At 35.5% G+C, this 23602-nt stretch carries 18 protein-coding genes and 1 pseudogene; 6 read left to right on the top strand and 13 right to left on the bottom strand.

Annotated elements, in window-relative coordinates:
• Both SAGCYANO_RS36190 and SAGCYANO_RS36185 read left to right on the top strand, forming a co-directional pair.
• On the top strand, nucleotides 1-402 hold a 402-nt coding region (locus SAGCYANO_RS36190), incomplete at its 5' end, for a protein kinase (RefSeq protein ID WP_202224458.1).
• Nucleotides 399-4886: an AAA family ATPase gene (locus SAGCYANO_RS36185; protein WP_307786274.1), complete on the top strand. Its 4488-nt coding sequence runs from the start codon at nucleotides 399-401 to the stop codon at nucleotides 4884-4886. The genes SAGCYANO_RS36190 and SAGCYANO_RS36185, both read left to right, overlap by 4 nt.
• A gap of 731 nt (nucleotides 4887-5617) precedes the next feature.
• Here SAGCYANO_RS36185 and SAGCYANO_RS36175 read toward each other — a convergent pair.
• A complete protein-coding gene (locus SAGCYANO_RS36175) occupies nucleotides 5618-6385 on the bottom strand; it encodes an SH3 domain-containing protein (protein ID WP_202224455.1) in 768 nt (255 codons plus the stop codon).
• Between the two features lie 305 nt (nucleotides 6386-6690).
• Between SAGCYANO_RS36175 and SAGCYANO_RS36170 the strand changes: the two genes are divergently transcribed.
• Nucleotides 6691-8043 carry an NACHT domain-containing NTPase gene (locus tag SAGCYANO_RS36170; RefSeq protein WP_202224454.1) on the top strand — a complete coding sequence of 451 codons (1353 nt, stop codon included), beginning with the start codon at nucleotides 6691-6693 and terminating at the stop codon, nucleotides 8041-8043.
• A 349-nt stretch (nucleotides 8044-8392) separates the two neighbouring features.
• Here the strand turns inward: SAGCYANO_RS36170 and SAGCYANO_RS36165 are convergent, their stop codons facing one another.
• Together SAGCYANO_RS36165 and SAGCYANO_RS50975 are read right to left on the bottom strand one after the other, a co-directional pair.
• A complete protein-coding gene (locus tag SAGCYANO_RS36165) occupies nucleotides 8393-10336 on the bottom strand; it encodes a WD40 repeat domain-containing protein (RefSeq protein WP_202224453.1) in 1944 nt (647 codons plus the stop codon).
• Between the two features lie 141 nt (nucleotides 10337-10477).
• A pseudogene (locus SAGCYANO_RS50975) lies at nucleotides 10478-10579 on the bottom strand (DNA-binding response regulator); the annotation flags it as partial.
• A gap of 709 nt (nucleotides 10580-11288) precedes the next feature.
• On the opposite strand from SAGCYANO_RS50975, the gene SAGCYANO_RS36155 reads away from it, so the two are divergent.
• Complete coding sequence (locus SAGCYANO_RS36155) at nucleotides 11289-12068, top strand: hypothetical protein (protein ID WP_202224452.1); 780 nt, start codon at nucleotides 11289-11291, stop codon at nucleotides 12066-12068.
• A gap of 715 nt (nucleotides 12069-12783) precedes the next feature.
• On the opposite strand, the gene SAGCYANO_RS36150 is transcribed toward SAGCYANO_RS36155, so the two are convergent.
• The 7 genes from SAGCYANO_RS36150 to SAGCYANO_RS36130 form a co-directional block, all read right to left on the bottom strand.
• Nucleotides 12784-13404: a hypothetical protein gene (locus SAGCYANO_RS36150; RefSeq protein WP_237397023.1), complete on the bottom strand. Its 621-nt coding sequence runs from the start codon at nucleotides 13402-13404 to the stop codon at nucleotides 12784-12786.
• Nucleotides 13405-13614: 210 nt separating this feature from the next.
• Nucleotides 13615-13761 carry a hypothetical protein gene (locus tag SAGCYANO_RS36145; RefSeq protein ID WP_202224449.1) on the bottom strand — a complete coding sequence of 49 codons (147 nt, stop codon included), beginning with the start codon at nucleotides 13759-13761 and terminating at the stop codon, nucleotides 13615-13617.
• A 210-nt stretch (nucleotides 13762-13971) separates the two neighbouring features.
• Nucleotides 13972-14118 (bottom strand): hypothetical protein, encoded by a 147-nt coding sequence (locus SAGCYANO_RS36140; RefSeq protein ID WP_202224449.1) that lies wholly within the window; start codon nucleotides 14116-14118, stop codon nucleotides 13972-13974.
• Nucleotides 14119-14337: 219 nt separating this feature from the next.
• On the bottom strand, nucleotides 14338-14523 hold the full coding sequence (locus SAGCYANO_RS49685; protein ID WP_307786273.1) for a hypothetical protein: 186 nt from the start codon (nucleotides 14521-14523) through the stop codon (nucleotides 14338-14340).
• Complete coding sequence (locus tag SAGCYANO_RS49680) at nucleotides 14513-15181, bottom strand: hypothetical protein (protein ID WP_307786272.1); 669 nt, start codon at nucleotides 15179-15181, stop codon at nucleotides 14513-14515. The genes SAGCYANO_RS49685 and SAGCYANO_RS49680 overlap by 11 nt, the downstream gene beginning before the upstream one ends.
• A gap of 13 nt (nucleotides 15182-15194) precedes the next feature.
• Nucleotides 15195-15617 (bottom strand): ATP-binding protein, encoded by a 423-nt coding sequence (locus SAGCYANO_RS49675; protein WP_307786271.1) that lies wholly within the window; start codon nucleotides 15615-15617, stop codon nucleotides 15195-15197.
• A 514-nt stretch (nucleotides 15618-16131) separates the two neighbouring features.
• Nucleotides 16132-16713, bottom strand: coding sequence for a Uma2 family endonuclease (locus SAGCYANO_RS36130; protein ID WP_202224448.1), 582 nt, complete (start codon nucleotides 16711-16713; stop codon nucleotides 16132-16134).
• A 605-nt stretch (nucleotides 16714-17318) separates the two neighbouring features.
• Here SAGCYANO_RS36130 and rsmA point away from each other — a divergent pair.
• On the top strand, nucleotides 17319-18158 hold the full coding sequence (rsmA, locus tag SAGCYANO_RS36125; RefSeq protein WP_202224447.1) for a 16S rRNA (adenine(1518)-N(6)/adenine(1519)-N(6))-dimethyltransferase RsmA: 840 nt from the start codon (nucleotides 17319-17321) through the stop codon (nucleotides 18156-18158).
• 591 nt (nucleotides 18159-18749) lie between these two features.
• Here rsmA and SAGCYANO_RS36120 read toward each other — a convergent pair.
• The 3 genes from SAGCYANO_RS36120 to SAGCYANO_RS36110 form a co-directional block, all read right to left on the bottom strand.
• Nucleotides 18750-18995 (bottom strand): hypothetical protein, encoded by a 246-nt coding sequence (locus tag SAGCYANO_RS36120; RefSeq protein ID WP_255502849.1) that lies wholly within the window; start codon nucleotides 18993-18995, stop codon nucleotides 18750-18752.
• Between the two features lie 26 nt (nucleotides 18996-19021).
• A complete protein-coding gene (locus SAGCYANO_RS36115) occupies nucleotides 19022-20257 on the bottom strand; it encodes a hypothetical protein (RefSeq protein WP_202224445.1) in 1236 nt (411 codons plus the stop codon).
• A gap of 135 nt (nucleotides 20258-20392) precedes the next feature.
• Complete coding sequence (locus SAGCYANO_RS36110; protein ID WP_202224444.1) at nucleotides 20393-20647, bottom strand: hypothetical protein; 255 nt, start codon at nucleotides 20645-20647, stop codon at nucleotides 20393-20395.
• 676 nt (nucleotides 20648-21323) lie between these two features.
• Here SAGCYANO_RS36110 and cobJ point away from each other — a divergent pair.
• Nucleotides 21324-23501 (top strand): precorrin-3B C(17)-methyltransferase, encoded by a 2178-nt coding sequence (gene cobJ, locus SAGCYANO_RS46440; protein WP_237397022.1) that lies wholly within the window; start codon nucleotides 21324-21326, stop codon nucleotides 23499-23501.
• The last annotated feature ends 101 nt before the right edge of the window (nucleotides 23502-23602 follow it).

The raw sequence follows: 23602 nt of genomic DNA, 5'->3' as shown, positions 1-23602 counted from the left end.
TATATGTCTCCCGAACAAACTGGGCGGATGAATCGAGGTATTGATTATCGGAGTGATTTTTATTCGTTGGGGATTACATTTTATGAATTATTAACTGGAAGACTGCCTTTTCAATCAACAGATCCTATGGAGTTAGTTCACTTTCATATTGCTCGTCAACCACAATCGATAATTGAGCTAAATCCAAAAGTACCAGAAACTCTTAATACTATTGTGCTGAAATTGATGGCTAAAATGCCAGAAGAGCGTTATCAAACAGCAATAGGATTACGTCACGATTTAGAAAAATGTCAGTCTGAGTGGGAAAATAGTGGAAAAATTACATTATTTGATTTAGGAAGAAAAGATAATAACAACTGCTTAATTATCCCTGAAAACTTTATGGACGAGAACAAGAAATAGAGATATTATTAACAACTTTTTACCGTATTTGTGACCCAGATATATCTCAAATAGAGTTGATGTTGGTCGGGGGATTTTCTGGTATTGGGAAATCAGCATTAGTTAATGAAATTCACAAACCTATTCTCAAGAAACGAGGTTATTTTATTTCTGGAAAGTTTGACCAATTTCAACGAAATATTCCTTTTTCTGCTTGGTTAAATGCTTTTCAAGAATTGATTAAGCAAATTTTAAGCGAACCAGAAGAAAAGTTACAAGCGATCGCTACTGAATTACAGCAAGTATTAGGAGAGGAAGCACAGGTTATAATTGATGTAATTCCCGAATTAGAATTATTGATTGGCAAGCAACCTCCAGCCACGGAATTATCTCCAAGTGCAGCAGAAAATCGCTTCAATTTATTACTATCAAACTTTATCTCTGTATTTGCTCAAGCTGAACATCCTTTAGTAATATTTCTCGATGATTTACAATGGGCAGATTTAGCTTCGTTGAAGTTGATGAAGTTGGTCATGGAAAAAATTGATATTAACTATTTATTACTGATAGGAGCTTATCGAGATAATGAAGTAAGTGCTGGGCATCCTTTGCTCTTGACCGTTGAGGAAATCAAAGAAATAGGTGCTGTTGTTAATCAAATTATTCTCACTCCTTTGAGTCAGTCAGCACTCAATAATTTAGTTGCTGATACTGTCAATTATTCTCCACAGGAATCACTGCTACTTACAGAACAGATTTATCAAAAAACTCAAGGTAATCCTTTTTTTAGCAATCAATTTATCAATTCCTTGCACAAAGAAGGATTAATTTTTTATCACGATCGACAGGAGAAATGGTTGTTCAATTTGCCAGAAATTAAAAATTTGGCAGCTAGGGGAGATGTAATAGAATTAATGGCTGCCCAAATACAAAAATTACCCCCTTCAACTCAGGAAATATTGCAATTAGCTGCTTGTATTAGTAACCATTTTGATTTGAAAACTCTATCTATTGTATCAGAAAAATCTCTGTCTGAAACTGCTTTATGTTTATGGGATGCTTTAGCAGAAGGATTGATATTGCCAGAGGATGAAATCTATAAATTTTATCAGGGAGAAAACGACGATAATTTTCCTGAAATAACTGATTTACAAACACCTATTTATCATTTTATCCACGACCGGGTTCAACAAGCAGCTTATAGTCTAATTCCTGAACAAAAAAAACAAGAAATTCATCTAAAAATTGGGATGCTACTGTTAAACAATACGGCGAGTGACCAACTAGAAGAAAAAATATTTGAAATTGTCAATCAACTTAATTATGGTGTGGAATTAATTACAGAAGCAGAAGCTAGGGAAAAGTTAGCAAGTTTAAATTTAAAAGCGGGAATTAAGGCTAAAGTATCTACCGCTTATAAAACAGCAATATCTTATTTTAATACAGGGATAAATCTACTAACTAAAAATAGTTGGTCAACTCAATATAAACTCACACTTGCACTATATGAAGAAGTAGCAGAAGCTACCTACTTGAATGGTGAATTTGAAGAAATGGAGAAGTTGATTGATATTGTATTAGAAAAAGCTAATACGCTCCTGGAAAAAGTCAAAGTTTATGAAATTAAAATTCAAGCTGGCATAGCTCAGAGTAAACTGCAAGAAGCTTTAACTATTGGTTTATCTGTTTTAGAACTTCTTGGTATTAGCTTTCCTGCAAATCCAACTCAATCATATATTCAAGAATACTTACAAACAACTAAGGAAAAATTGAAAGGAAAAAATATTTCAGAATTGATTGATTTACCATTGTTGCAAGACCAACAAAAATTAGCAGCAATGCAGATTTTATCATCAATTATTACTCTGACATTTCTTGGAAAACCAGAGTTACTACCGCTAATTATATGTGCAGAAATTAATCTCTCTCTCAAATCAGGAATTTCTCCATTATTTGCTTTTAGTTGTGCTACTTATGGTTTGCTTTTATGTGGTGTAGAACAAGATATTGATACTGGATATAAGTTTGGAATACTTGCTTGTGAGCTACTAGAAAAATTTCATAGTAAAGACCAGAAAACCAGAGTATTTCAAATTGTTTACAATTGCATAGAAAATTGGAAAGTCCATATTCAAGAAACTTTTCCTCATTTGCTCGAAACTTATAAAATTGGTTTAGAAACGGGAGATTTAGAGTTTACTGCTTATGGTATTCATCATTATTGTTGTTACTCTTACTTAGCAGGTATATCTCTAGAGAAACTAGAACCAGAAATAGCAAATTATAGCAATTCTCTAAAACAAATAAAACAAGAAAATGCCTACTACTATAATCAGATCTATCGTCAAGCTGTGCTGAATTTACTTGGGTATACAGAAAATCCTACATTATTATCAGGCAGTGCTTTTAATGAGACAAAATTTATTCCTTTCTATGAAAATATTAACGACCGCTATGCTTTATTTCAAATCTACTTCAATAAATTAATTCTGTCCTATTTCTTGGGAAATTTTCAAAACTCAAAAGATTATGCAATTCTGGCAGGAGAATATGTTAACGGTGTAACTGGGTTATTTTATTTTCCTGTATATTTCTTTTATAGCTCACTAGCTAAATTAGCTTATTACTCAGAAGCAGGAGTTGCAGAAAAAAAGCAAATACTAGAAGAGGTCAATACTAATGAGGCAAAAATCAAATTCTGGGCACAACACGCACCCGCAAACCACTCCCACAAATATTATTTAATAGCAGCAGAAAAACATAGAATACTCGGAGAAAAACTCGAAGCTATTGAAGCTTACGAACAAGCGATCGCCCTCGCCACAGAAAACAAATATATCCAAGAAGTAGCTCTCGCAAATGAACTCTGTGCTAAATTTTATCTGGAGTGGGGTAAAACAAAAATTGCCCAAACCTATATGTTAGAAGCTTACTATGGATATGTTAATTGGGGAGCAGTAACAAAAGTCACAGATTTAGAAAAACGCTACCCACAACTACTAGCATCAGTTTTTCTTAGACCTTCAGAAAATAGCAACTCCCTGGCAACTTCCCAGATACAAAGCACTAACAGGGAAAACATCCTCGATCTATCAACTGTACTCAAAGCTTACCAAACTCTGTCTGGAGAAGTAAAACTCGAAAACTTGCTCTCAACATTAATTCGACTGATGATGGAAAATGCTGGTGCCCAAAAATGCGCTCTCATCCTACTCAAAGAACAGCAGTTAATTCTAGAAGCAATAACTCATGTTGTAGATCCTCAGCAGTATTTACAAAATTTTGAGCGTCCGGTCATACCCATTTCAGCAACTCAAGAGTTACCCCAAGCATTAATTAACTATGTCTGGCGAACTCAAAAATTCCAGGTATTAGACGATGCAACTACAGAAGCAACATGGAGAAATGACCCATATTTTAAACTACAGCAACCTCAATCTATATTATGTACTCCTATCGCCAACCAAGGAAAATTCATCGGTATTATCTACTTAGAAAACAACTTAATCAAAGGAGCATTTACACCTGAAAGGATACAACTATTAGAAATGATTACAACCCAAGCAGCAATTTCCCTAGAAAATGCCTTGCTTTACGATACTTTAGAACAAAAAGTAGAGCAACGCACCCAAGAATTAAACGAAAAAAATCAACGTCTCGCTCAAACTTTAAAAAAATTAAAACGGACTCAAACCCAACTAATTCAAACAGAAAAAATGTCTTCTTTAGGACAGTTAGTGGCAGGAATAGCTCACGAAATTAATAACCCAGTCAACTTTATTTATGGCAATCTAGACCATACTCAAGAATATGCTGAAAACTTATTAAATGTAATTCAAGTATATCAGCAATATTATCCAGAACCTGTTCCAGAAGTAACAGATATTATAGAAGAAGTAGAGTTAGATTTTTTAGTTGCAGATTTGCCCAAAATACTAACTTCTATGAAAATAGGAGCTAATCGAATTAAAAAAATTGTAGAATCTTTACGCAATTTTTCTCGTCTTGATGAATCAGAAGTAAAGAATGTAGATATACATGAAGGGATAGATTCTACTCTGATGATTCTCCAAAATAATCTCAAAGCTAAACTCCATGAATTGGAAATTAAAGTTGTTAAAAATTACGGTCAATTACCCAAAGTAAGATGCTATCCCGGGGAACTAAATCAGACATTTATGAATATTATTGGTAATGCTATTGATGCATTACAACCAATGAGAAAAGAATCGAGCAATTCCCTTCCTCAAATTACTATTACTACAGAGATAGAAACAGAAAATCAAGTAATAATTAGGATAGCTGACAATGGCATGGGTATGAGTGAAGCAGTACAAAAGCACATATTTGACCCTTTCTATACCACAAAACCAGTGGGTCAAGGTACAGGATTAGGTTTAGCAATTAGCTATCAAGTTATTGTTGAACATCACAAGGGGAAATTAGAATGTATTTCTGCTTTAGGAAAAGGCACAGAATTTATAATTAAAATCCCCATTTATTGAGTGGGGAGATGGGGAGATGGGGGGATGAGGAGATGGGGAGATGGGGGGATGGGGAGTGTGGGAGGTGTGGGAGGTGTGGGAGGTGTGGGGAGTGTGGGGAGAAATTAAAAAATATATGTCTTCACCATTACCCGAACAGGACAATCAAACCCTACTAAAACAATAATTATTACAGCAGTTTGATAAATACTTGCTACAAATCTCTGTTCCCTGTTCCCTACAGTGCTTTTCAGTTGAGTAGACCACAAAACTGTTGTAGGAGTAATGAGTAAGGAGTAATGAGTAATGAGTAATGAGTAATGAGTAATGAGTAATGAGTAAGGAGTCAGTATGATTGTGGTTTATTCATCATTAAACCGCTGTATTATACCAATTTGAAAAAAAGAATGTTACGCATAGTAAGAGCGGTAAAAAGACTTTGCAGCAGACATCTCTTTGACAAAAAAGATAATTTACACCCTAAAAAATGGTATTAAACCCATTCCCGTGTGACTCGGTCCGACTGACTTCCCCTCCGCTCCTGGGAGGGGTTAGGGGTGGGTTGACTCCTAAGAAATATCCTAGCTATTTGTAGCAAATATTTATCAATTCCCTATTACCGAAAAATTCAGGTATAAAGTCTCTCCATTCATGGGGAAAAAGGAAAAAAAATCCTTTGATCCAATCCTCTTATTTATAAGAAGAGGTAATTCTAAATTCTAAATTCGCGCATTCTAAATTCTTGAACTATTTTATTTAATTTCTACTAAAAATTCATATTCAAATCCACGGAAATTAGAATCGAATTCCAAAGTATATACTCCACTGATAGGCATAGTATGTGTCCATTTATTTTCATTACCTTCAATATTAGGTTCCCTTGCCATAAGTTGGCCATCAGGACTAATAATTGCCGGAAATACATCCCCAGAATTTTTGATAGTCATGGTCTGACCCTGGAGCATCCTGACCCGATAGCTATGACTACCAGTACCAATCATCTCCCCTCTAACAATAGCTGTGTCACTTTCTGGGGAAAAAGTAATAGTCTTATCTACTCTGGCACAAGTGCTACGAGTTCGGTTCTTGGCAACCCAACCTATAACTGGCTCAGTAATTCGTAGCCATCCATATTTTTCATCTGCGACAGAAACAAAGGTATTATTGTTAAGTTGAGCAACTTTATTGCCTTCTCTAACTTCTGGACTGCTACGAACATTCAGAGGTGGCTCAGGGTCGTCTACTATGGCCATACTAATTTTACACCCCGATGTTGGTGGTGTAATCACAACTGGACTAAAATTTTGACTAACTAAATTTGAGGAATTAGGAGTTAAATATGAAGATTTTAGTTGATGTTTAGGAGCCAGTGAAACTAGGTTGCTATTCAATTTTTCTGTCTGTAAAAAATTAGTAGTAAATTGTGACGAATCAGACTGAATTGTGAAATAAGCAACAGAGGTAGCAGTAGCAAGGCCAGTTATTCCTGTAACGATTAGTTGTCCTATGTTGAATGACATAATTTTCACCCCTTTATAAACTAGATTTTATGTTCACTTTCTTGGCTAATTTGCATTTTTATCACAAGTATCACTATCAGCTATTCAGACAGATATATGCTGTTAATATTTTAACGCTCTTTTGACTTTTGACTTTTGACTGTCAGATGTGCGTCTTACATTCTGGAGGGGCTGTGTGCAGAATTACTTCCGCACAGTAGGTGTCCCGTAGGAGACCTCGCCAATTAGCACTCGATGCATGACTTCCGTGAAACGGTATTAAGATAACAGCTAACTAAATCATCTAACAATAGAAATATACGAAGGTGCAAAGAAATCGCGATAAAATATTAAACATAGTTAAAAGAGAAGTTCTGCAATTGCGATCGCAGTCTCTACACCATGCAGTGATAGTTAATCTTGTTCGTCAGCGACCCCCCCAACAATTAAAACGTTCTTGGGATATAGAAGTTAAAGTAGGAAAGCGCCCTAGTTTTCAACTACCAGCAAAAATAAGCATTATCCAAGTTTTTGACAAAATGAAAGGAAAATTACTTATATTAGGAAATCCTGGGGGTGGAAAAACTACAACTTTACTAGAATTAGCTAGAAAGCTAGTAATTCGGGCGGAAAAAGAACCACAAACATCAATCCCAGTATTATTAGACCTTTCGACATGGCAAAATAAAAATCAGGATATTTTAGATTGGTTAGTTAATCAAATTAAATTTAAGTACAAGATCCCCAAAAAAGTCATTAGAAATTGGCTAGAAAATCAACATTTGTCCCTTCTAATAGATGGATTTGATCGAGTATCTCCAGAATTATCTAAAAATTGTTTAGAAGAAATTAATAAATTATCAGTATATTTGCAACCAAAGGACTTAGTTATTTGTAGTAGTTTTGCCACTTATAAAAATTGTCGGACTAAGTTTAAATTAAATGCTGCTGTATTATTACAGCCTTTAACAACGGGTCAGATTCAAGATTATTTATTAGCAGCTCGTAGTAGAGAACTTTGGCATTATCTTCAGGATGAACCAGAGTTATTAAACTTAGCTGAAATACCATTAATGTTAAGTATGATGACTTTGGCTTATGAGGAAATTTTAATTGCTGCTTGGAGAAGAATTAGTTCTCAACAGGGAAGAGAAAAATATTTATTAAATGCTTATATTCGTCGTCAATTAGGACGAGAGAATAACTATAATTGGTATTCTAGGGGCCGAGAGCCACTGCCGGAACATACAAGACGATGGTTAGCATGGCTAGCACAACAAATGGCCGCAGATAACACTCAGGAATTTACAATAGAAAAACTAGGGCCAGCTTGGTTAGATGTTAACGGCGAGTTACAGGCATATCAGTTAATTGTTAATTTGATTAGTGTGTTATTTTGGGGGTTTATTTTTGGGTTTATTTTTACTTTAATTTTCGACTTAGATTTATATCTAGGGTTAATTTGTGGCGCTATGGGAGGTGTAGCTATTGGAATTGCATTTGGTTTACCGGGATTAAAAAAATTTGTGCTACGGATGATTCTATTTTTTAATGGGCATATTCCCTGGAATTATCGTCGTTTTCTCAATTATGCTGTGAGTCGTTTATTATTACAAAAAGTAGGCGATCGCTATCAATTTATTCATCATTTATTATTTAAACATTTTACTGAAATATAGCCCTGTGCGAAGTCAAAAGTCAAAATTAAAGTCAAAAGTCAAAAGTCAAAAGTAAGAAGTAAGAAGTAAGAAGTAAGAAGTAAGAAGTAAGAAGTAAGAAGTAAGAAGAAAATTATAGTGGTCAATAGGAGTAAAGGATTCAGTAAGTATTTATCCCACATTCCGCACGACAAAATGTATTATGTTACATTCCGCACTTCAATGTGTAACATAAAAATTAGTATAAAATTCTGAGGTTGTTTAAGTATTTATACTATATAAATTATCTTCATTTACCTCGATCAAGAGCCAAATCCTCAGTTAAACATTAAGCATAAATACTTATTGAATCGTGGACTCCTATTGACCACTATAATTTATTCTTACTTTTGACTTTTGACTTTTGACTTTTGACTTTAATTTTGTCGTGCGGATGTAGGTTTAAATGCTCAGGTAACCATTCATCAGCACGACGTAGTAAATCATCAAGATTCAAATTCCACAGAATTACTGTCTTATCATTACTCGCAGATGCTAAAGTTTGACCATCAGGACTAAAATCTATACTTGTAATTGCTTGGGTATGCTCTTGTAATGTATATATTTCAGTCCTATTAATAAGACTCCACAATTTGATGGTATTATCATTACTACCAGAGGCTAAAATTTGACCGTCGGGACTAAAGCTGATGCTAGTAATAGTTTTGCTGTGTCCTTTGAAAATTGCTAATTCTTCACCATTAAGATTCCAAAGTTTGATAGTACAATCTTCACTAGCTGAAGCAAGGATTTTTCCATCAGGACTAAAGCTAATTTTAGTCAGGCTACTATTAGTTGAAAAAGAGAATTTTTCTAATAGTTTATTATCTTTGAAATCCCAGATTTTTATTTTATTATCTGCACCAACAGTGGCTAAAGTATGATTATTGGAACTAACATCCATACAAATAATTCGATCGCCATGTCTCTTGAAATCTAATGAGTTACCATCTTGGTCAAAAATTTCAAGACTACCATTCTCTTGAGTCAAGGCTATAAATTTACCATCAGAACCAAAATAATTTAAGCTAGTAATTCCGAAATCTTGATGTATAGGTATTAGTATTTCACTCTTATTTAATGATAAAAATTCAACATTACCATCATCATCACTGAAAGCAATAATTTTGCTATTTGGATGAAAACTAAGAGCGGTTATTTTTTTCTTATAATTTTGATGGTTTTCAAGTTCTGTTCCATCTGTTTGCCAGAATTTGATATTCCCATGCTCATCAGCAGAAGCAAGAGTTTTACCATCCGGACTAAATTTAACATTTGTAATTTTGCTTTTATGATTACAAAAAGTTGGTGATTTATTATCTCTTAAACTCCATAATTTTACTGCACCACTATTATCAGCAGAAGCTAGAATTTGATTATTGGGATGAAAACAAAGACTTGTAATTTTGTATCTGTGACCTCTAAACGTATTAATTATATTGCCTTGTAAATCCCATATTTTAACTGTTCTATCTTCGCTGCTTGAGGCAAATTTATCGCCATTAGGACTAATTATTAGGCTAGTTATTGACTCTTTATGTGCTGGAAAACTTTCCCGTTCTTCTAATTTACCATCATTGCAATGCCAGAGTTTTATTACACCATCTTGACTGGCAGAAACTAAACTTTTTCCATTAGAACTAAAACTAATATTTGTTACCCACTCTTGATCGGAATGAATGCTTAGTATATTAGGATTGTTTAATTGACACAGTTTAATACCCTCTTCAGTAGCACAAACTAAAATCTGTTCCAATGAACTAAAACTTAAGTCTTCTATTACTTTTAAATCAGAGGTAATTTGCAATTCCGTACCATCTATTTGCCAAAACTTTATTGTTCCTTCCCTAGTTGAAGCTAATATTTTTTCATTAGGAGAAAAAATTACTTTATTTCCCTTATTTTGAAAAGTTCCTAGTTCAGTACCATCTAATCTCCAGAGTTTTACTGTATTGTCTTGACTTGCAGAAGCTAATATTTGACTATCGAAACTGAAACCAACGCTAGTCACTGGATTATTATGACCTTCAAGAGTAACTATTGAATTATCATCTAATCGGCAGAGTTTTACTGTACCATCATTGCTAGCTGAGGCTAAAGTTTGACCATCTGGACTAAAGATAATTTTGTTAACTTTAGCTGTATGAAATTGGAAACGACTTTTCTCTGAGATGTTGTCAACTACTTGTCTAAGTTGGCAAGTTACTTTCATTTTCAGATCGGGTAAAACTTGCACATTATGTAACTTTTTACCCGCTTGAACAACAGCATCCAAAGAACCTAACCAATCATCAGATAATAGACGAGCTTGAGATAAGGAAATTAATGTTTCAATTTCAGCAATTTCAGCTCGTAGACGCTGCTCTTGAACTTCCTGATTTTTCTTTTTTAAGCTAATATGAGTTTTGATTCGTGCTAATAATTCCCCTTTAGAAAAAGGTTTAGTAATAAAATCATTTGCCCCTACATTGTAACCTCTTACTAAGTCAGAAATTTGATTTTTTGCGGTGAGAAAAATAACGGGACTTTAGCAAATTTCAAGCCCAAACAAACCCCAAACTCTCTTTATGAGCGGTAAATACGTCGATGTTTTCATCATTCTTGAAACGCTAAGTCTGCATTCCAGCGTTTCGTTACAGAACTTTACAAAGTCCCCAAAAATATATTGCGACGCTAGCCCAGCGGGACTTTGAAGCTTCTGGAGGGGTTGCTAGTTTTCCAAATACCCCTTGACACTCCAGATTGTGCTGTGCCATAACATAATTAACTCATAAAAAACTTCACAATCCCGTTATTGTGCAACACTAACTGGGGATTTATCCACGGGATGATTGTATTTAGACCCCAGCTTCAAAAACCTTTACGGGCGCATCTCACCAGTACATAGGCGAAATTATTTCGATATTTTCTGAGGTCATCAATTTAGGATAATTAAATCCCTGAAGCCTTATAGGATAGGGCTGGAGAATCATAATTTCCTGTGCGATCGCCCCCTTGCAAAAATCTCAAAATAATTTTGCACAACTACTTGTTGGCAATACTTCGGATATTTTTGGACCCCAGAACGACTACAGGGCAAAAGTTGCGGCAAAAGGCGCATTATTTTTTAATGCCGCCCCAGGGTTAACTTGCAAAAAAATGCTCTATCGGACAAAGACTAACACTGTAAGCCTTACATCCACGTTCCCAAAAGTGTCCGGACTACTAATTTTAATCAAGGAGAAATTTTGAAATATGTTGAGAATTTTTTGTCATTTTTATCAGTTTTACTGGTAACAGTTGTCACTTTTTCTAGCCCAGCTTTTGCATTGGAAGGAGACGTTTTGCATCCTGGAGGCGTTTTGCATCCTAATGAGTCTCTTAATAGTGGTGAATGTCTTTATTCCACCAACGGAGAATATAAGTTTTGCTCACAAACTGATGGCAATTTAGTCCTTTATGTGGTCAGTAATCGTAAATCTCTATGGGATTCCAAAACTGAGGAATCTCGAGGCTTGACAAAGGGAGCTCCTCCACTGAAGACCATTATGCAGGGGGTGGATGGAAACTTAGTTGCGTACAATGTTGATAACGTCGGCTATTGGGATTCTAAAACTGAGGGAAACCCAGGTGCGTTCTTAGTAATGCAAGATGATGGAAATTTAGTTATTTATGCTTCCAACGGAACATCTCTCTGGGATACATCAACATGGGGGGGTGTTCAGTCTAGAAACGGTGGCGCCAAGACCAATCAACCAACAATTTCTTGTGATATATGCACTGCCGTAGTGAGTGACACGCTAGAACTGGTTGCCGGTGATTCATGTGCAGTTATTGCTCCAGAGTTTGGTGTTGAATGTGATGCAGTGGGAGGAGGACCAGAAGATCCGTTTGCAGATGGCCTGTGTATCGCACTGGGTGTTTCTGTTGATGATGTGTGCGAGCAATTTGGCGATGCGGCAGATTTCCTATCTGATACATCAGAAGCATCTAAAGAGTTATGTGAGGCAATAGACCTTTGTTCATAGTGTCGTGAAAAAAGCGGCTCTTCGGCACTTACTATGGTAGGCGATCCTCATGAAGCTGATACTCGCTTACCGAGTTCTGAACCCAGAAAAAGACCCAGCCAAAATCACCCGGCTGGTAAAAGGGGTTTGAGTAGCAACCGTACAGAAAACCACGCTAAGGCTGAAATGCTTACTATGAATTAGTTCTAGCCATAAGAATTTGTGAAGTTTTGTATATGAATGGTCGTACCAGTTAAACTGTAGTTTATTTGGTACAGAAATTTAGAACGATTTTTCAAGGGTTTCAGACCTCTTTTTTCAGGAAGGTTTAATTGGTACAGCGATTGTAAATACCTTAACGGGGTTTTTTGCACAATTGCTACTCAACCCCCGTTCTCTTCAGGCGATCGGTAGTTGCAAACAAAAACGCCTCGGCTCGCAAACAAGGCAATTTTCAGCTCACATTAACTGCAAATAAAAACACCCTTCAGCTCAAATTATTTGCAACTAGCCAGCAATAACTTTATTCGGCCAGAATTATTTGCAACTAGCGGGACTTACACAACTTAAATGGCCAAATTAGACTATAATTCTTGTAAATCAATAATTTTACGTCGAAGCGATCGCAATTTTTCGGATGAGTTCTAGGAAGCCTTCCATTTAATTTTGAAAATCCAATTAAAACTGATAGTTTACTCTGATAAAAAACAGCTCGTAACTTTATATTTAAACCTGATTAATATAGTCCTAAAAACCCGGTTTCTTTGCGTAAGTCCTGAAGAAAATAAAATCTCAAAAACAACCCAATTAAAAAATTATTATTCTTCAATCCATCGTCATCTTCAGAACCTTGATTATGATTAAATCTATCTACCCTTTCTGGTCGATAATCAATCTCTTTTCCAGAGAAACTACTAAAATTAGTTATACTTGCCCAACTCTCAATATCTGGAGTTAGTCGAATCATTTTTTTTGCAATTTCCCCATTAATCCATAAAATTACAGGAAACTTAAAAGACTTCCACAAATCTTCTCTTACTTGATTCAGAGAAGTTAACATTCGATCGATATTTTTAACTGACTCAAAACCACGAACCATAATTGCTGGTGGATGTTTTTGACTATTTATATCTTTAAGTTGGGGATGGATTAAAGTATCCGATGACTTAAGAACAATCTCTTCTATATTCGGACAAACTTCTTGTAATTTTTGTGCCATATTATCGCGCAACTTAGTTGAGTCACATAGAGCTAATATTAAACAAAACTGTCCCTGAGACATTTCAATAGTCCATACAATATCTTCAAGCGATCGCTCATTATCGGAACTATCAAAAGATAAATTTAATTCATTCATAACTTTAATAGGACTTACGCAATTTCTTAGACAACACGCTATTTGTATGGGGGCGAATGGCATTCGCCCCTACAGATGGTGTATATAGCATTTCCCTTTTCTTGTGAGGTACAGTTCTGGCGATCCCCCCTAACCCCCCTTAAAAAGGGGGGAATTGGAAGTCCCCCTTGATAAGGGGGATTTAGGGGGATCGTTCGATGTACCTCACGCCTACTGAAAACTGCTATATTTTCTTATGTTGCCTAACTCCTGTTTAACTCTTCCGCTCCTTCCCTGAGACATTTCAATTGTCCATACAATATCTTCAAGCGATCGCTCATTATCAGAACTCTCAAAAGATAAATTTAATTCATTCATAACTTTAATAGGACTTACGTAATTTCTTAGACAACACGCTATTTGTATGGGGGCGAATGCCATTCGCCCCTACAGATGGTGTATATAGCATTTCCCTTTTCTTGTGAGGTACAGTTCTGGCGATCCCCCCTAACCCCCCTTGAGAAGGGGGGAATTGGAAGTCCCCCTTGATAAGGGGGATTTAGGGGGATCGTTCGATGTACCTCACGCCTACTGAAAACTGCTATATTTTCTTATGTTGCCTAACTCCTGTTTAACTCTTCCGCTCCTTCCCTGAGACATTTCAATAGTCCATACAATATCTTCAAGCGATCGCTCATTATCAGAACTTTCAAAAGATAAATTTAACTCATTCATAATTTTAATAGGACTTACGCAATTTCTTAGACAACACGCTATTTATAGGGGGGCGAATGCCATTCGCCCCTACAGATGGTTTATATAGCATTTCTGGCGATCCCCCCTAACCCCCCTTGAGAAGGGGGGAACTGGAAGTCCCCCTTGATAAGGGGGATTTAGGGGGATCGTTCGATGTACCTCACGCCTACTGAAAACTGCTATATTTTCTTATGTTGCCTAAGTCCTGTTTAATTCTTCCGCACCTTCTAAAATTGGATTAATATCAAACCAAGACCCTTCAGCATCACAATACTCATAAACAAACATACTCCGAATTAAAATCTTATATCCATCATCTCCTGTAACTTTTTTAGACTTAACTACTTGACGCAATAATTCCCATTCATAAGGTTCAATTGCCAAAACCATTTGGTCGCGCTTTTTTTTGAATTACTTGTTTCAAAGTTTCACTAGAAAGAGGTAATTTCTTTTCCTGACGAATACAGTCATATAGGAACCTTAACAAGTTACGAATATGACCACCACTAACAAAACATAAAAGCTCTAAAGTCTTAGAATTATCAAAAAGTTCTGTAATTTTTTCCAGACGTTTATTTGACTCAAGTTCGGGAAAAGCTCTTGCTAAAACCATCTGTTGAAGTAATTCAATTCCTTCCTGATAATTACTACCATCACGCAACTTTATTGAAACCATTGGCAATACATTTGGATCTGTTAAAAACCTCTGAGTTAGATATCCATAATCATTAGAAAATCGCAACGATAAAGGAATAGTATAAACAAGATGACATTTTAGCTGACGTAACTGCTGTCCCCGGTCTACAAAAACATATTCTGGTTGAGGTCTTCCCCAAGGTTTTTTATTATCTTCAATACGATCCAAATTATCAATAATTACCACCAATCCTTTTTTACCTTGCTGTTGCAATTTCTCAATAGCAGGCTCTATAATTTCATGGTTAATTGCTTCAATTGTATTGCTAATTCGAGGCTCTATATACTCCCTCAACTTCTTCCTTAATTCAGAACTTTCTTTTGCTTTAGCAGTAATCTTACCCATACCAAAAGAAAGACTAAATCCCTTTTTTATTCGCCTTAATTCCAACATCAGGAGCATTAGGAATTTGAGGTTTCAGTTCAACTTCTTCTAGTTCAAACTCCTTTTGTAATACTTTAACTGCACCTTGAAATAATCTTTCAAGTCCTGTAGCTTCTTCAAGTTCTAGTCGCTCAATACTTTCTATTACTCTATGAGCGATCGCTAATAAAATATCTGCAATATCCACATCATGGTATTCCAAATATTCTCCAGAGTCAAAATAAACAACATGAAATCCTTCTCTCTCTAACTCTGCTTTAAGTCTTAGCAATTCTGTAGATTTTCCACATCCAATGTGCCCAGTAAATAATTCGCAAGTCGCTTCATCCGGCGATAACAAAGTAATATTGTCTCGTAGATTCTCAATAATCTGACCTCCCGCACCGAAGAAAATCAATATAATAATTGTTATCTTCTTCAGGATTATCTCTTAAAAATAAAGTTCTTCCTGGATTCGTCGCTTGTAAAAATGTTCGTAAGTCTAGTGGCATTTCTGAGTATAAAAAAAATTGTAGTAAGAGAAGAAACTAATGATCAGGACTTACGCAATACCACCATATCTGGTAGGGGCTAACGGCCGTTAGCCCCTACAGCTAGTGTATAATTTGCTATTTTGCGTAAGTCCTGATGATATTTATTATTCTATAATAAAAGCTCAACCTAATGTCACTAGGCATGAGTAAAACTTAATAATGTATGTGGCAACTATAAGTTACCCACATTCCACAGTTAAAAGTCAAAAGTCAAAAGTCAAAAGTAAGAAGTAAGAAATCATCTCAAAAGTCAAAAGTAAGAAGTAAGAAATAAGAAATAAGAAATAAGAAATAAGAAGTAAGAAATATATCAGTCAGAGATTACTTATAATTTTTGAATTTTAGCTTTTGACTTGCGCGTAGCGCTTGATAATCTAATTAAATAGAAGTCATTTTATTAGTAATTCCAGCCTTGCTAAATACTTGTTCGGCAGTTAACTCTAATCCCTCAAATAAAGAATCTATCAGTGGGATTTCTCCCATATAAGTTTGTGGCGGTGCATCTGGATAAAAAACTGTAATACTCCTGGCTTTACTATCAACAACCCACACCCTTAATACACCTGCATCTAAATAATCTTTAGCTTTAGACATGAGTTGACCAAATGTTTGCCCAGGAGAAATTATTTCTATTACTAAATTTGGTGGTACAGAGCAAGCTACATCTTCTTCCCAGTCTTCAGGAAAACGTTCAGCAGCAAGATATAATAATTCTGGAACAGGCATCCAGTCTTTTCCTTTTTTTGTTAATTTAACTGCTAATTCTGGATAAATTTCTCCTTTTCCTTCGCACCATTCATCTATTAAATAGAGTAATGCACGAGTTAGCTTAGAGTGAAATTTTTTTGGCGACATTTTGGGTGTTGCTTCTCCTTCAATAAGTTCATAAGTAATATCTCCATCTCCTGGTGGGAGTTTGAGAAACTCTTCTAGTGTAAGTTTATTTTTTGTCTGTACCATTTTTCACCTCTAAAATTGTCTATAATGTAGTTAGTCGGAAGTAAAGCAAATTTTCAGCGACTCTCCTATTAATACCTAATCTATTTATAAGTATAGTAGAGATTTTAGCAAGATAAAACCTGCTCTACTCACATTAATATTTGCTTTACCGAATAATTAAGGTAAAAATTCTCTCACTCGCCGTGGATAAACAATGAATTAATTTTCCTTTTATTCAATCCTCTCCCTAAAAGGGAGAAGTAATTATCAATTATTAATTATCAATTATCAATTATTGAAGAATAGTCTCTAAATATAGCCATCCTGCTCTTCTATATTTCTATATATTGATTGGTGAACAAAATGTATCAGGTCTCACTCGATCCACTACTACCTGAGATTTTTTTGACAACAGCAAAAAAATAGTTTAAATTAACTTATGGTTCTTAAAGTAATTGCAAACTAATATGACAGAAAGATTGAAGTTTTCAGCAAACTCTGTTGTCACCAAAAGTCCTGACGTATCCGCTACTTTCCATCAATACAAACCTTCAGTGATAAACTATTAAATAATTTCTTTGCTTAGATCCTTCCTTTTTTCTAATAATTGATAACTGATAACTGAAATGACTATTCAACCTCGAAAAAGATTTGCTCAACATTGGCTGAGGAGTGACAAAGCTCTCAATAAAATTGTCCAAGCTGCGGAATTATCAGATAGCGATCGCGTCTTAGAAATTGGACCAGGTACAGGTATTCTAACTCATCGTTTATTGCCCCTCGCAGCTTCAGTTGTTGCAGTAGAAATTGACAGAGATTTATGTCAAAAGTTAGTCAAAAAAATTGGCGGAGTAGAAAATTTTTTATTGTTACAAGGAGATATTTTATCCCTAAATTTAGAAACAAATTTAGCACAATTTCCTACTTTCCAAAATCCTCATAAAGTTGTGGCGAATATACCTTACAATATTACTGGTCCAATCCTGGAAAAACTATTAGGAACAATTGCCCAACCTGTGGCTAATACTTATGATTTAATCGTCTTATTATTACAAAAAGAAGTAGCGGATAGAATCTGCGCTCGACCAGACTCAAAAGCTTATAGTTCCCTATCAGTAAAAATTCAATATTTAGCCAACTGTGAATTTATTTGTGATGTACCTGCCAAAGCATTTTATCCCCCACCAAAAGTTGATTCAGCAGTAATACGACTACGCCCTCAATTAATAGAACCCCAAGCAAATAACCCGAAACAAATGGAAATGTTAGTTAAATTAGGTTTTGCTAGTAAACGGAAAATGTTAAGGAATAATCTTAAGGCAGTTATTGAACGCGATCGCCTCTTCCCATTACTAGAAAAGTTAAAAGTAAATCCTCAAGTCCGTGCAGAAGATTTAAGCGTGCAGCAGTGGGTAGCACTAGCAAATAGCATCGGAGAGTTCAAGAATTTAGAATGCGCGAATTGAGAATTACCGAATAATTAATAATTAATAATTAATAATTAATAATTAAATAATTCGCGCCTTGAAGCCTCCCCTTGATCGGGAAATAAAGAAATAATATTTCCTTATATTCAATTCCGTAGCGGTTAAAACCAGAGGTAATTATCAATTATCCATTATCAATTATCAATTAATGAACTCTCCTTTAAAACAGATAGGATTTAAGCATTTCTTAGGTCATGCTGCGCAAACAGCCGTCAGCTAGTCTCCTGTGGTCGGAACTGCGGACTTCAGCAATCAGCTATTGCTTTTAATTTTAGATAAAAGCTTTACTAATTGAGTCAGAATTTATACTTACTATAAAAGCTGGCTGAAACAGTCTATATTCATTAAACCCCCCGTAAGCATTCAGCTACTAGCGGTCAGCTCTTCCTGCGGAATGCTTACGATCGGATTGACTAATCATGAAAATTTTTATTTATTATCCCCTTAAAAGGGGAGGCTTTAAACCGCAATATTTCGGTAATAATGAATAATTAATAATTAATTATTAATTATTCATTATTAATTGTTGAACTCACCCCATAGCAAGAGCTAGATAATTCGATTACTTACTTAGTCAAAAATCCTTTCTTTTACTTTTTTCCTGACAATTATAATTATAGGTTGTGCATCTTCTGGGGTTTCACCTGATTCTTTCAGTTGTTTGAGCATTTTTGCTATGTTCTTGAATATCTTACCTTCACCTCTGTGCAAATCGCGGATATCTCTACTTTTAGCTGTGCCCATCTCTAAAATAATGGTGTTTGTTTTTTGCTTCATTTTTTTCTCCTTGTTATTTATGGGTCTTAAATTAAGCACCTATAATTATTGCACCTTCTTGAAAACTAGACAAAACTAGACATTTGCCATCGGTGACTGCAAATGATTTCATTACTCACCTGTTTCAATGTGTACTCGCAAAGAAAGTTTTGTCTTCGCCGACATGATGTTTCCGCCCACAAACTATGGGTTAGGATTCCCTCAAGGACTTTCCTCCACTGAAAAAGTTGAGTCCTCCGGATACTATGTAGTTTAATAAAACTAGCAACTCGTCTCCAATGACTCCAATCATGTTTGTTGACATCCTCTGGTCTCAACAAACATTTGGGGATTTTTTCTGATAACTTTAACGCTCTACGGCCAATTACTAAAGCAGCAGCAGTGCCACTATTGAGGCCATATTTAGCCATATAATTAATCATCCCAATCACGCTGGTAAAAGCTGGATTTACTTTAATTAATTCCACCCCAAATCTTCTACAACGTGACTCTAAAGTTTCTCTAAATATTCCAGTAGATAAGTTGGAAAGCATCTCATTATAAACTTTACAATATCCACTCATCTTGGCCTTTTTTTTGCTAAAGTCTAGAGACTCAATAGCAATAGCACATTCAAAAAATTCTGCTAAGAAAACAGCTTGACAAACAATATTTCTGATAGATGCTTGTCGTTGTCCTGTAGTTTGATTTTTCCACTCTCTAGATATGTCTTCTAAATACTCAATATTCCCATCCCACTTCACATAAGTAACTGAAATTGAATCAGCATTAAAGTCAATACCTATACAACCATTTTTTTTAGTATGAACTACTGGAATTTCTTGTACATAAGTTGAAAGATGTACATACCAATTGTCTTGTTTATGTTCTCTACGAAAAATAGAAATTGTGATTGGTTTGAAATTGTTTATGGCATAATCTAAATCTGTTGCTCTATATCTACCATTCCTATTTGAAACTGAAAATACTGTTAGAATTTTCTGACCATATTTGTCTTGTAATGGTCTAGGTAGTTGAACTTGTAGTTGATATTTACCATCCTCTTGTAATGAGAAAACTTTCATCATAGTTCCACAGCCTGGCTGAGATTTTCCTATACAGAAAAACCTGCCTGAGCGTTTTTTTCTCCAATCTACATTCCATTCATCTTGGGTTTTATATCCGTTTTCTGCTAAATTGTGTTGAGCTTTAAATAATTTCTGTGAGCCAAAACAAATATGTAGACGTTCTGTATTTTTTAACTTCTTTAATTTTCGTTTCAGACTAGCTATTTTCTGGATTTTACTCTTTAAACCTAGCAATTTATGACAAAATTTATTTTGAGCCTGTATATGTGGAAAACCTTTTTTATTGCTAATTTTAAAGTTTTTTCTAGTTTAGTGATGAGTTTTTTGTCGCAGTTGTTTTAGCGCTTATTTGTAACTCTAATTTAGAAATTAGGTTTTTTTAGCTGTTTTTAATTGGTTTAAACATGTTCGTGCTTCAGTAGCAATTGAATCAGCATAAGCCCATTTAATGTTAAACTTTTTCATCAGACGCTTTTCTACTTCCGATTCTGACAATTTTTCTGTTTGCATCCAGTTAATAGCAGAGCGTTTCCAGGATTCATACAATGCTCCTAGTTCCTCAAATGCAGGATGATATTCAATTTTGGCTTCTATCCCTGTTAAGGAACCGTGAGATTTAGCCATGACTGTTAGGACTTACATTCAATTACTAAAATCAAAGTTAGCATCCCTTGTCTAGGGATGTCAATCATATTTGTGATAGCTTTGACCTTTTTTCAAGTTTTGACATAGGTTCCTAATTTTTTTCGCGATTGTGTCATATCCTAGACATTTTGTAGATGTTCGTCTAGGAGAGTCTATATTTTTTGGTGTTAGTAAACAACAGTTATAGGACTCAAGAACCTTTGTGTGACATCTCCCACACGCTCGCTGACGCTATAGTGTGGGCTTCTCGTTTCGTAACCCCGGTATCCCGTCGGGCAAGCGCGTGCTTTAAGGACGGAATGTCCTACCGCCCTATTTTTGATATTTATCGCCCCATTTCCTAGGTCATGCTAGGCAAACAAGTCCCAGTCTATTACTATGCCGCAGTGCGGGCAAGAATGGGTTCGTAAGTCTAGCTAAATTTTAAGTTGTCTAATGTTTTAAGATCTTGATATGTCAAATACAGTAATGGCAACTGTTATAAATTGTTAACCCAACACTCTTTTCTATGTTTTTGTGATAAAAATTTTAGATTTTTTAACTGGCCAACAAAATTTGACAAAAATTGGACAACAAATCGCTGAAATTATTCCTTTGCCAAAAACCCCTACCTTTGCCAAGATAACAAATGGCTTCTATTTCAAATACCTAAAAAATGAATTTAATTGGCCAAGAATTTCAACCCATAGCAGCGATCGCCACAACTCCCACAGCAACAAAATTATTACAACCTATTTGCCAGACAATGGGAGCAACTCTGTGGATACCAGAGTCTTGTCAACACACAACAAATTCTACAGTTAACGCCGAAATTTACACCGACTCCCTGAAAAATCATCTAGCAAATATTTGGCAAAACTATAGTGCTATAGTTTTCTGTCTCGCCAGTGGTGCAGTTGTACGTTTAATCTCTCCACTGTTAAAAGATAAATATCACGATCCAGCAGTAGTTGTTATAGATGAAGTAGGTAAATTTGTCATTAGTTTATGTGGTGGACATCAAGGTGGTGCCGATAAACTAACTAATGTACTCGCCCGCCTCCTGAACGCCATCCCAATTATTACAGGCGCATCCCATAATTTAGGATTACCTGGTATTGATATTTTGGGTAAACCTTTTGGTTGGCGACGCGGGGAAGGTGACTGGAATAAAGTCAGTGGAATAGTTGCTAGAGGAGAAACCGTACAAGTAATTCAGGAAGTGGGTTCGACCTTGTGGCAAAAGCATCTACCCCAGAATCATCCATTTGAATTTGGATTTCCAGAAATAGGCGATCGCTCTGCTCCTACTCCCAAGGCCAGAATTTGGATTAGTTTTACTCAACGCCAGTTTGCTCCAGATTCAGATTTACCGAAAGTGCAATGGCATCCACGAGTTTTGTGGATAGGGGTTGGTTGTGAAAGAGGTACTTCTAAAAAATTAATTGCAACTGCTGTTCAACAAGTATTTCAAGTTCATCATTTAGCTGAAGGAGCGATCGCTGGAATTGCCACTATCAATATTAAAGTTGATGAAATAGGGTTAGTAGAATTTTGTCAGGAACAAAATTTACCTTTGCAGACTTTTTCTTCAGAGTTATTAAGCTGTGTTGAAGTGCCGACTCCTTCTAATATTGTTGCTCAGGAAGTAGGAACTCCTAGTGTGGCTGAAGCTGCTGCAATTTTAGGGGCAAGAGAAGTCAAAAGTCAAAAGTCAAAAGTCACAAGAGAAGTCAAAAGTCAAAAGTCAAAAGTCAAAAGTAAGAAGGAAGAAGGAAGAAGTAAGAAGCGGTGCGACCCCGCGTCGGCGACAGACGCAAGGGAATGCGCACCAAGAGAGGAAGAAGTAAGAAGTAAAAAGTGGATGAGGAATCAAACCCCAACCAATTATAAACACCGTGTAGACGGCGAGATATTAAACTCAAAAGAAAAAGATCATCTTAATTCAGAATCAAAAGAAAATACCGACAATTTATCCTCAACTTTTCAGGGAATTAATGAAAGTAATTTATTAGTCCGCAAACAAATATTTCGTCTAGAAGGCGAACCAGGAGCAGCAACTATTGCTGTAGCTATATCTCAAAAAGAATATACAGGAAGAACTGGAAAACTATTGTTAATTGGCACTGGTCCAGGAAAATTAGAACAGATGACACCCGCAGCTCAAATGGCTGTTAGTTATGCTGATGTTGTCATTGGTTATTCTCTTTATATTGACTTAATTAAACCCTTATTAAATCCTGGACAAATCATCGAAAAACTACCTATTACTCAAGAAAAAGAACGAGCAGAAAGAGCAATTGAATTGGCAAATTTTGGCTTAAATGTCGCAGTAGTTTCTTCTGGAGATTGTGGAATTTATGGTATGGCAGGATTAGTTTTAGAACAACTTCGAGCCACAGGTTGGGATGGCAAAATTCCCATGGTAGAAGTATTTCCTGGAGTTAGTGCTTTACAATCTGCTGCTGCTAGAGTTGGTGCGCCTTTGATGCACGATTTTTGTGCTATTAGTTTGAGCGATTTATTAACACCTTGGGAGGTAATAGAAAAACGTTTAAATGCTGTAGCAATGGCAGATTTTGTTGTGGCACTTTATAATCCTAAATCCCAGAAAAGAACAGAACAATTAGTTAAAGCTGTGAATATCTTTTTAGAGTATCGTAAACCGGAAACTCCAGTAGCAATTGTCCGGTCTGTTTATCGAGAAAATGAGGAAATTACCTTGACAAGTTTGGATAAATTATTGGAGTTTTCTATTGATATGTTGACCGTAATTTTGATTGGTAATGAATCTACAGGTATTTACAATAATTGGATGATTACGCCTAGGGGTTATTCAACAATTAATAATTAATAATTAATAATTAATAATTAATAATTACTTCTGCTTCAAAGTGGATAGGATGTAAGCATTTCCTGCGGAATGCTGCGCAACCAGCTATTAGCACTCAGCTA

The organism is Okeania sp. KiyG1 (assembly GCF_014132355.1).
Classification (GTDB): domain Bacteria; phylum Cyanobacteriota; class Cyanobacteriia; order Cyanobacteriales; family Microcoleaceae; genus Okeania.
The sequence above is the reverse complement of the archived record's forward strand: the minus strand, read 5'-3'. Positions and strand labels throughout refer to the sequence as shown.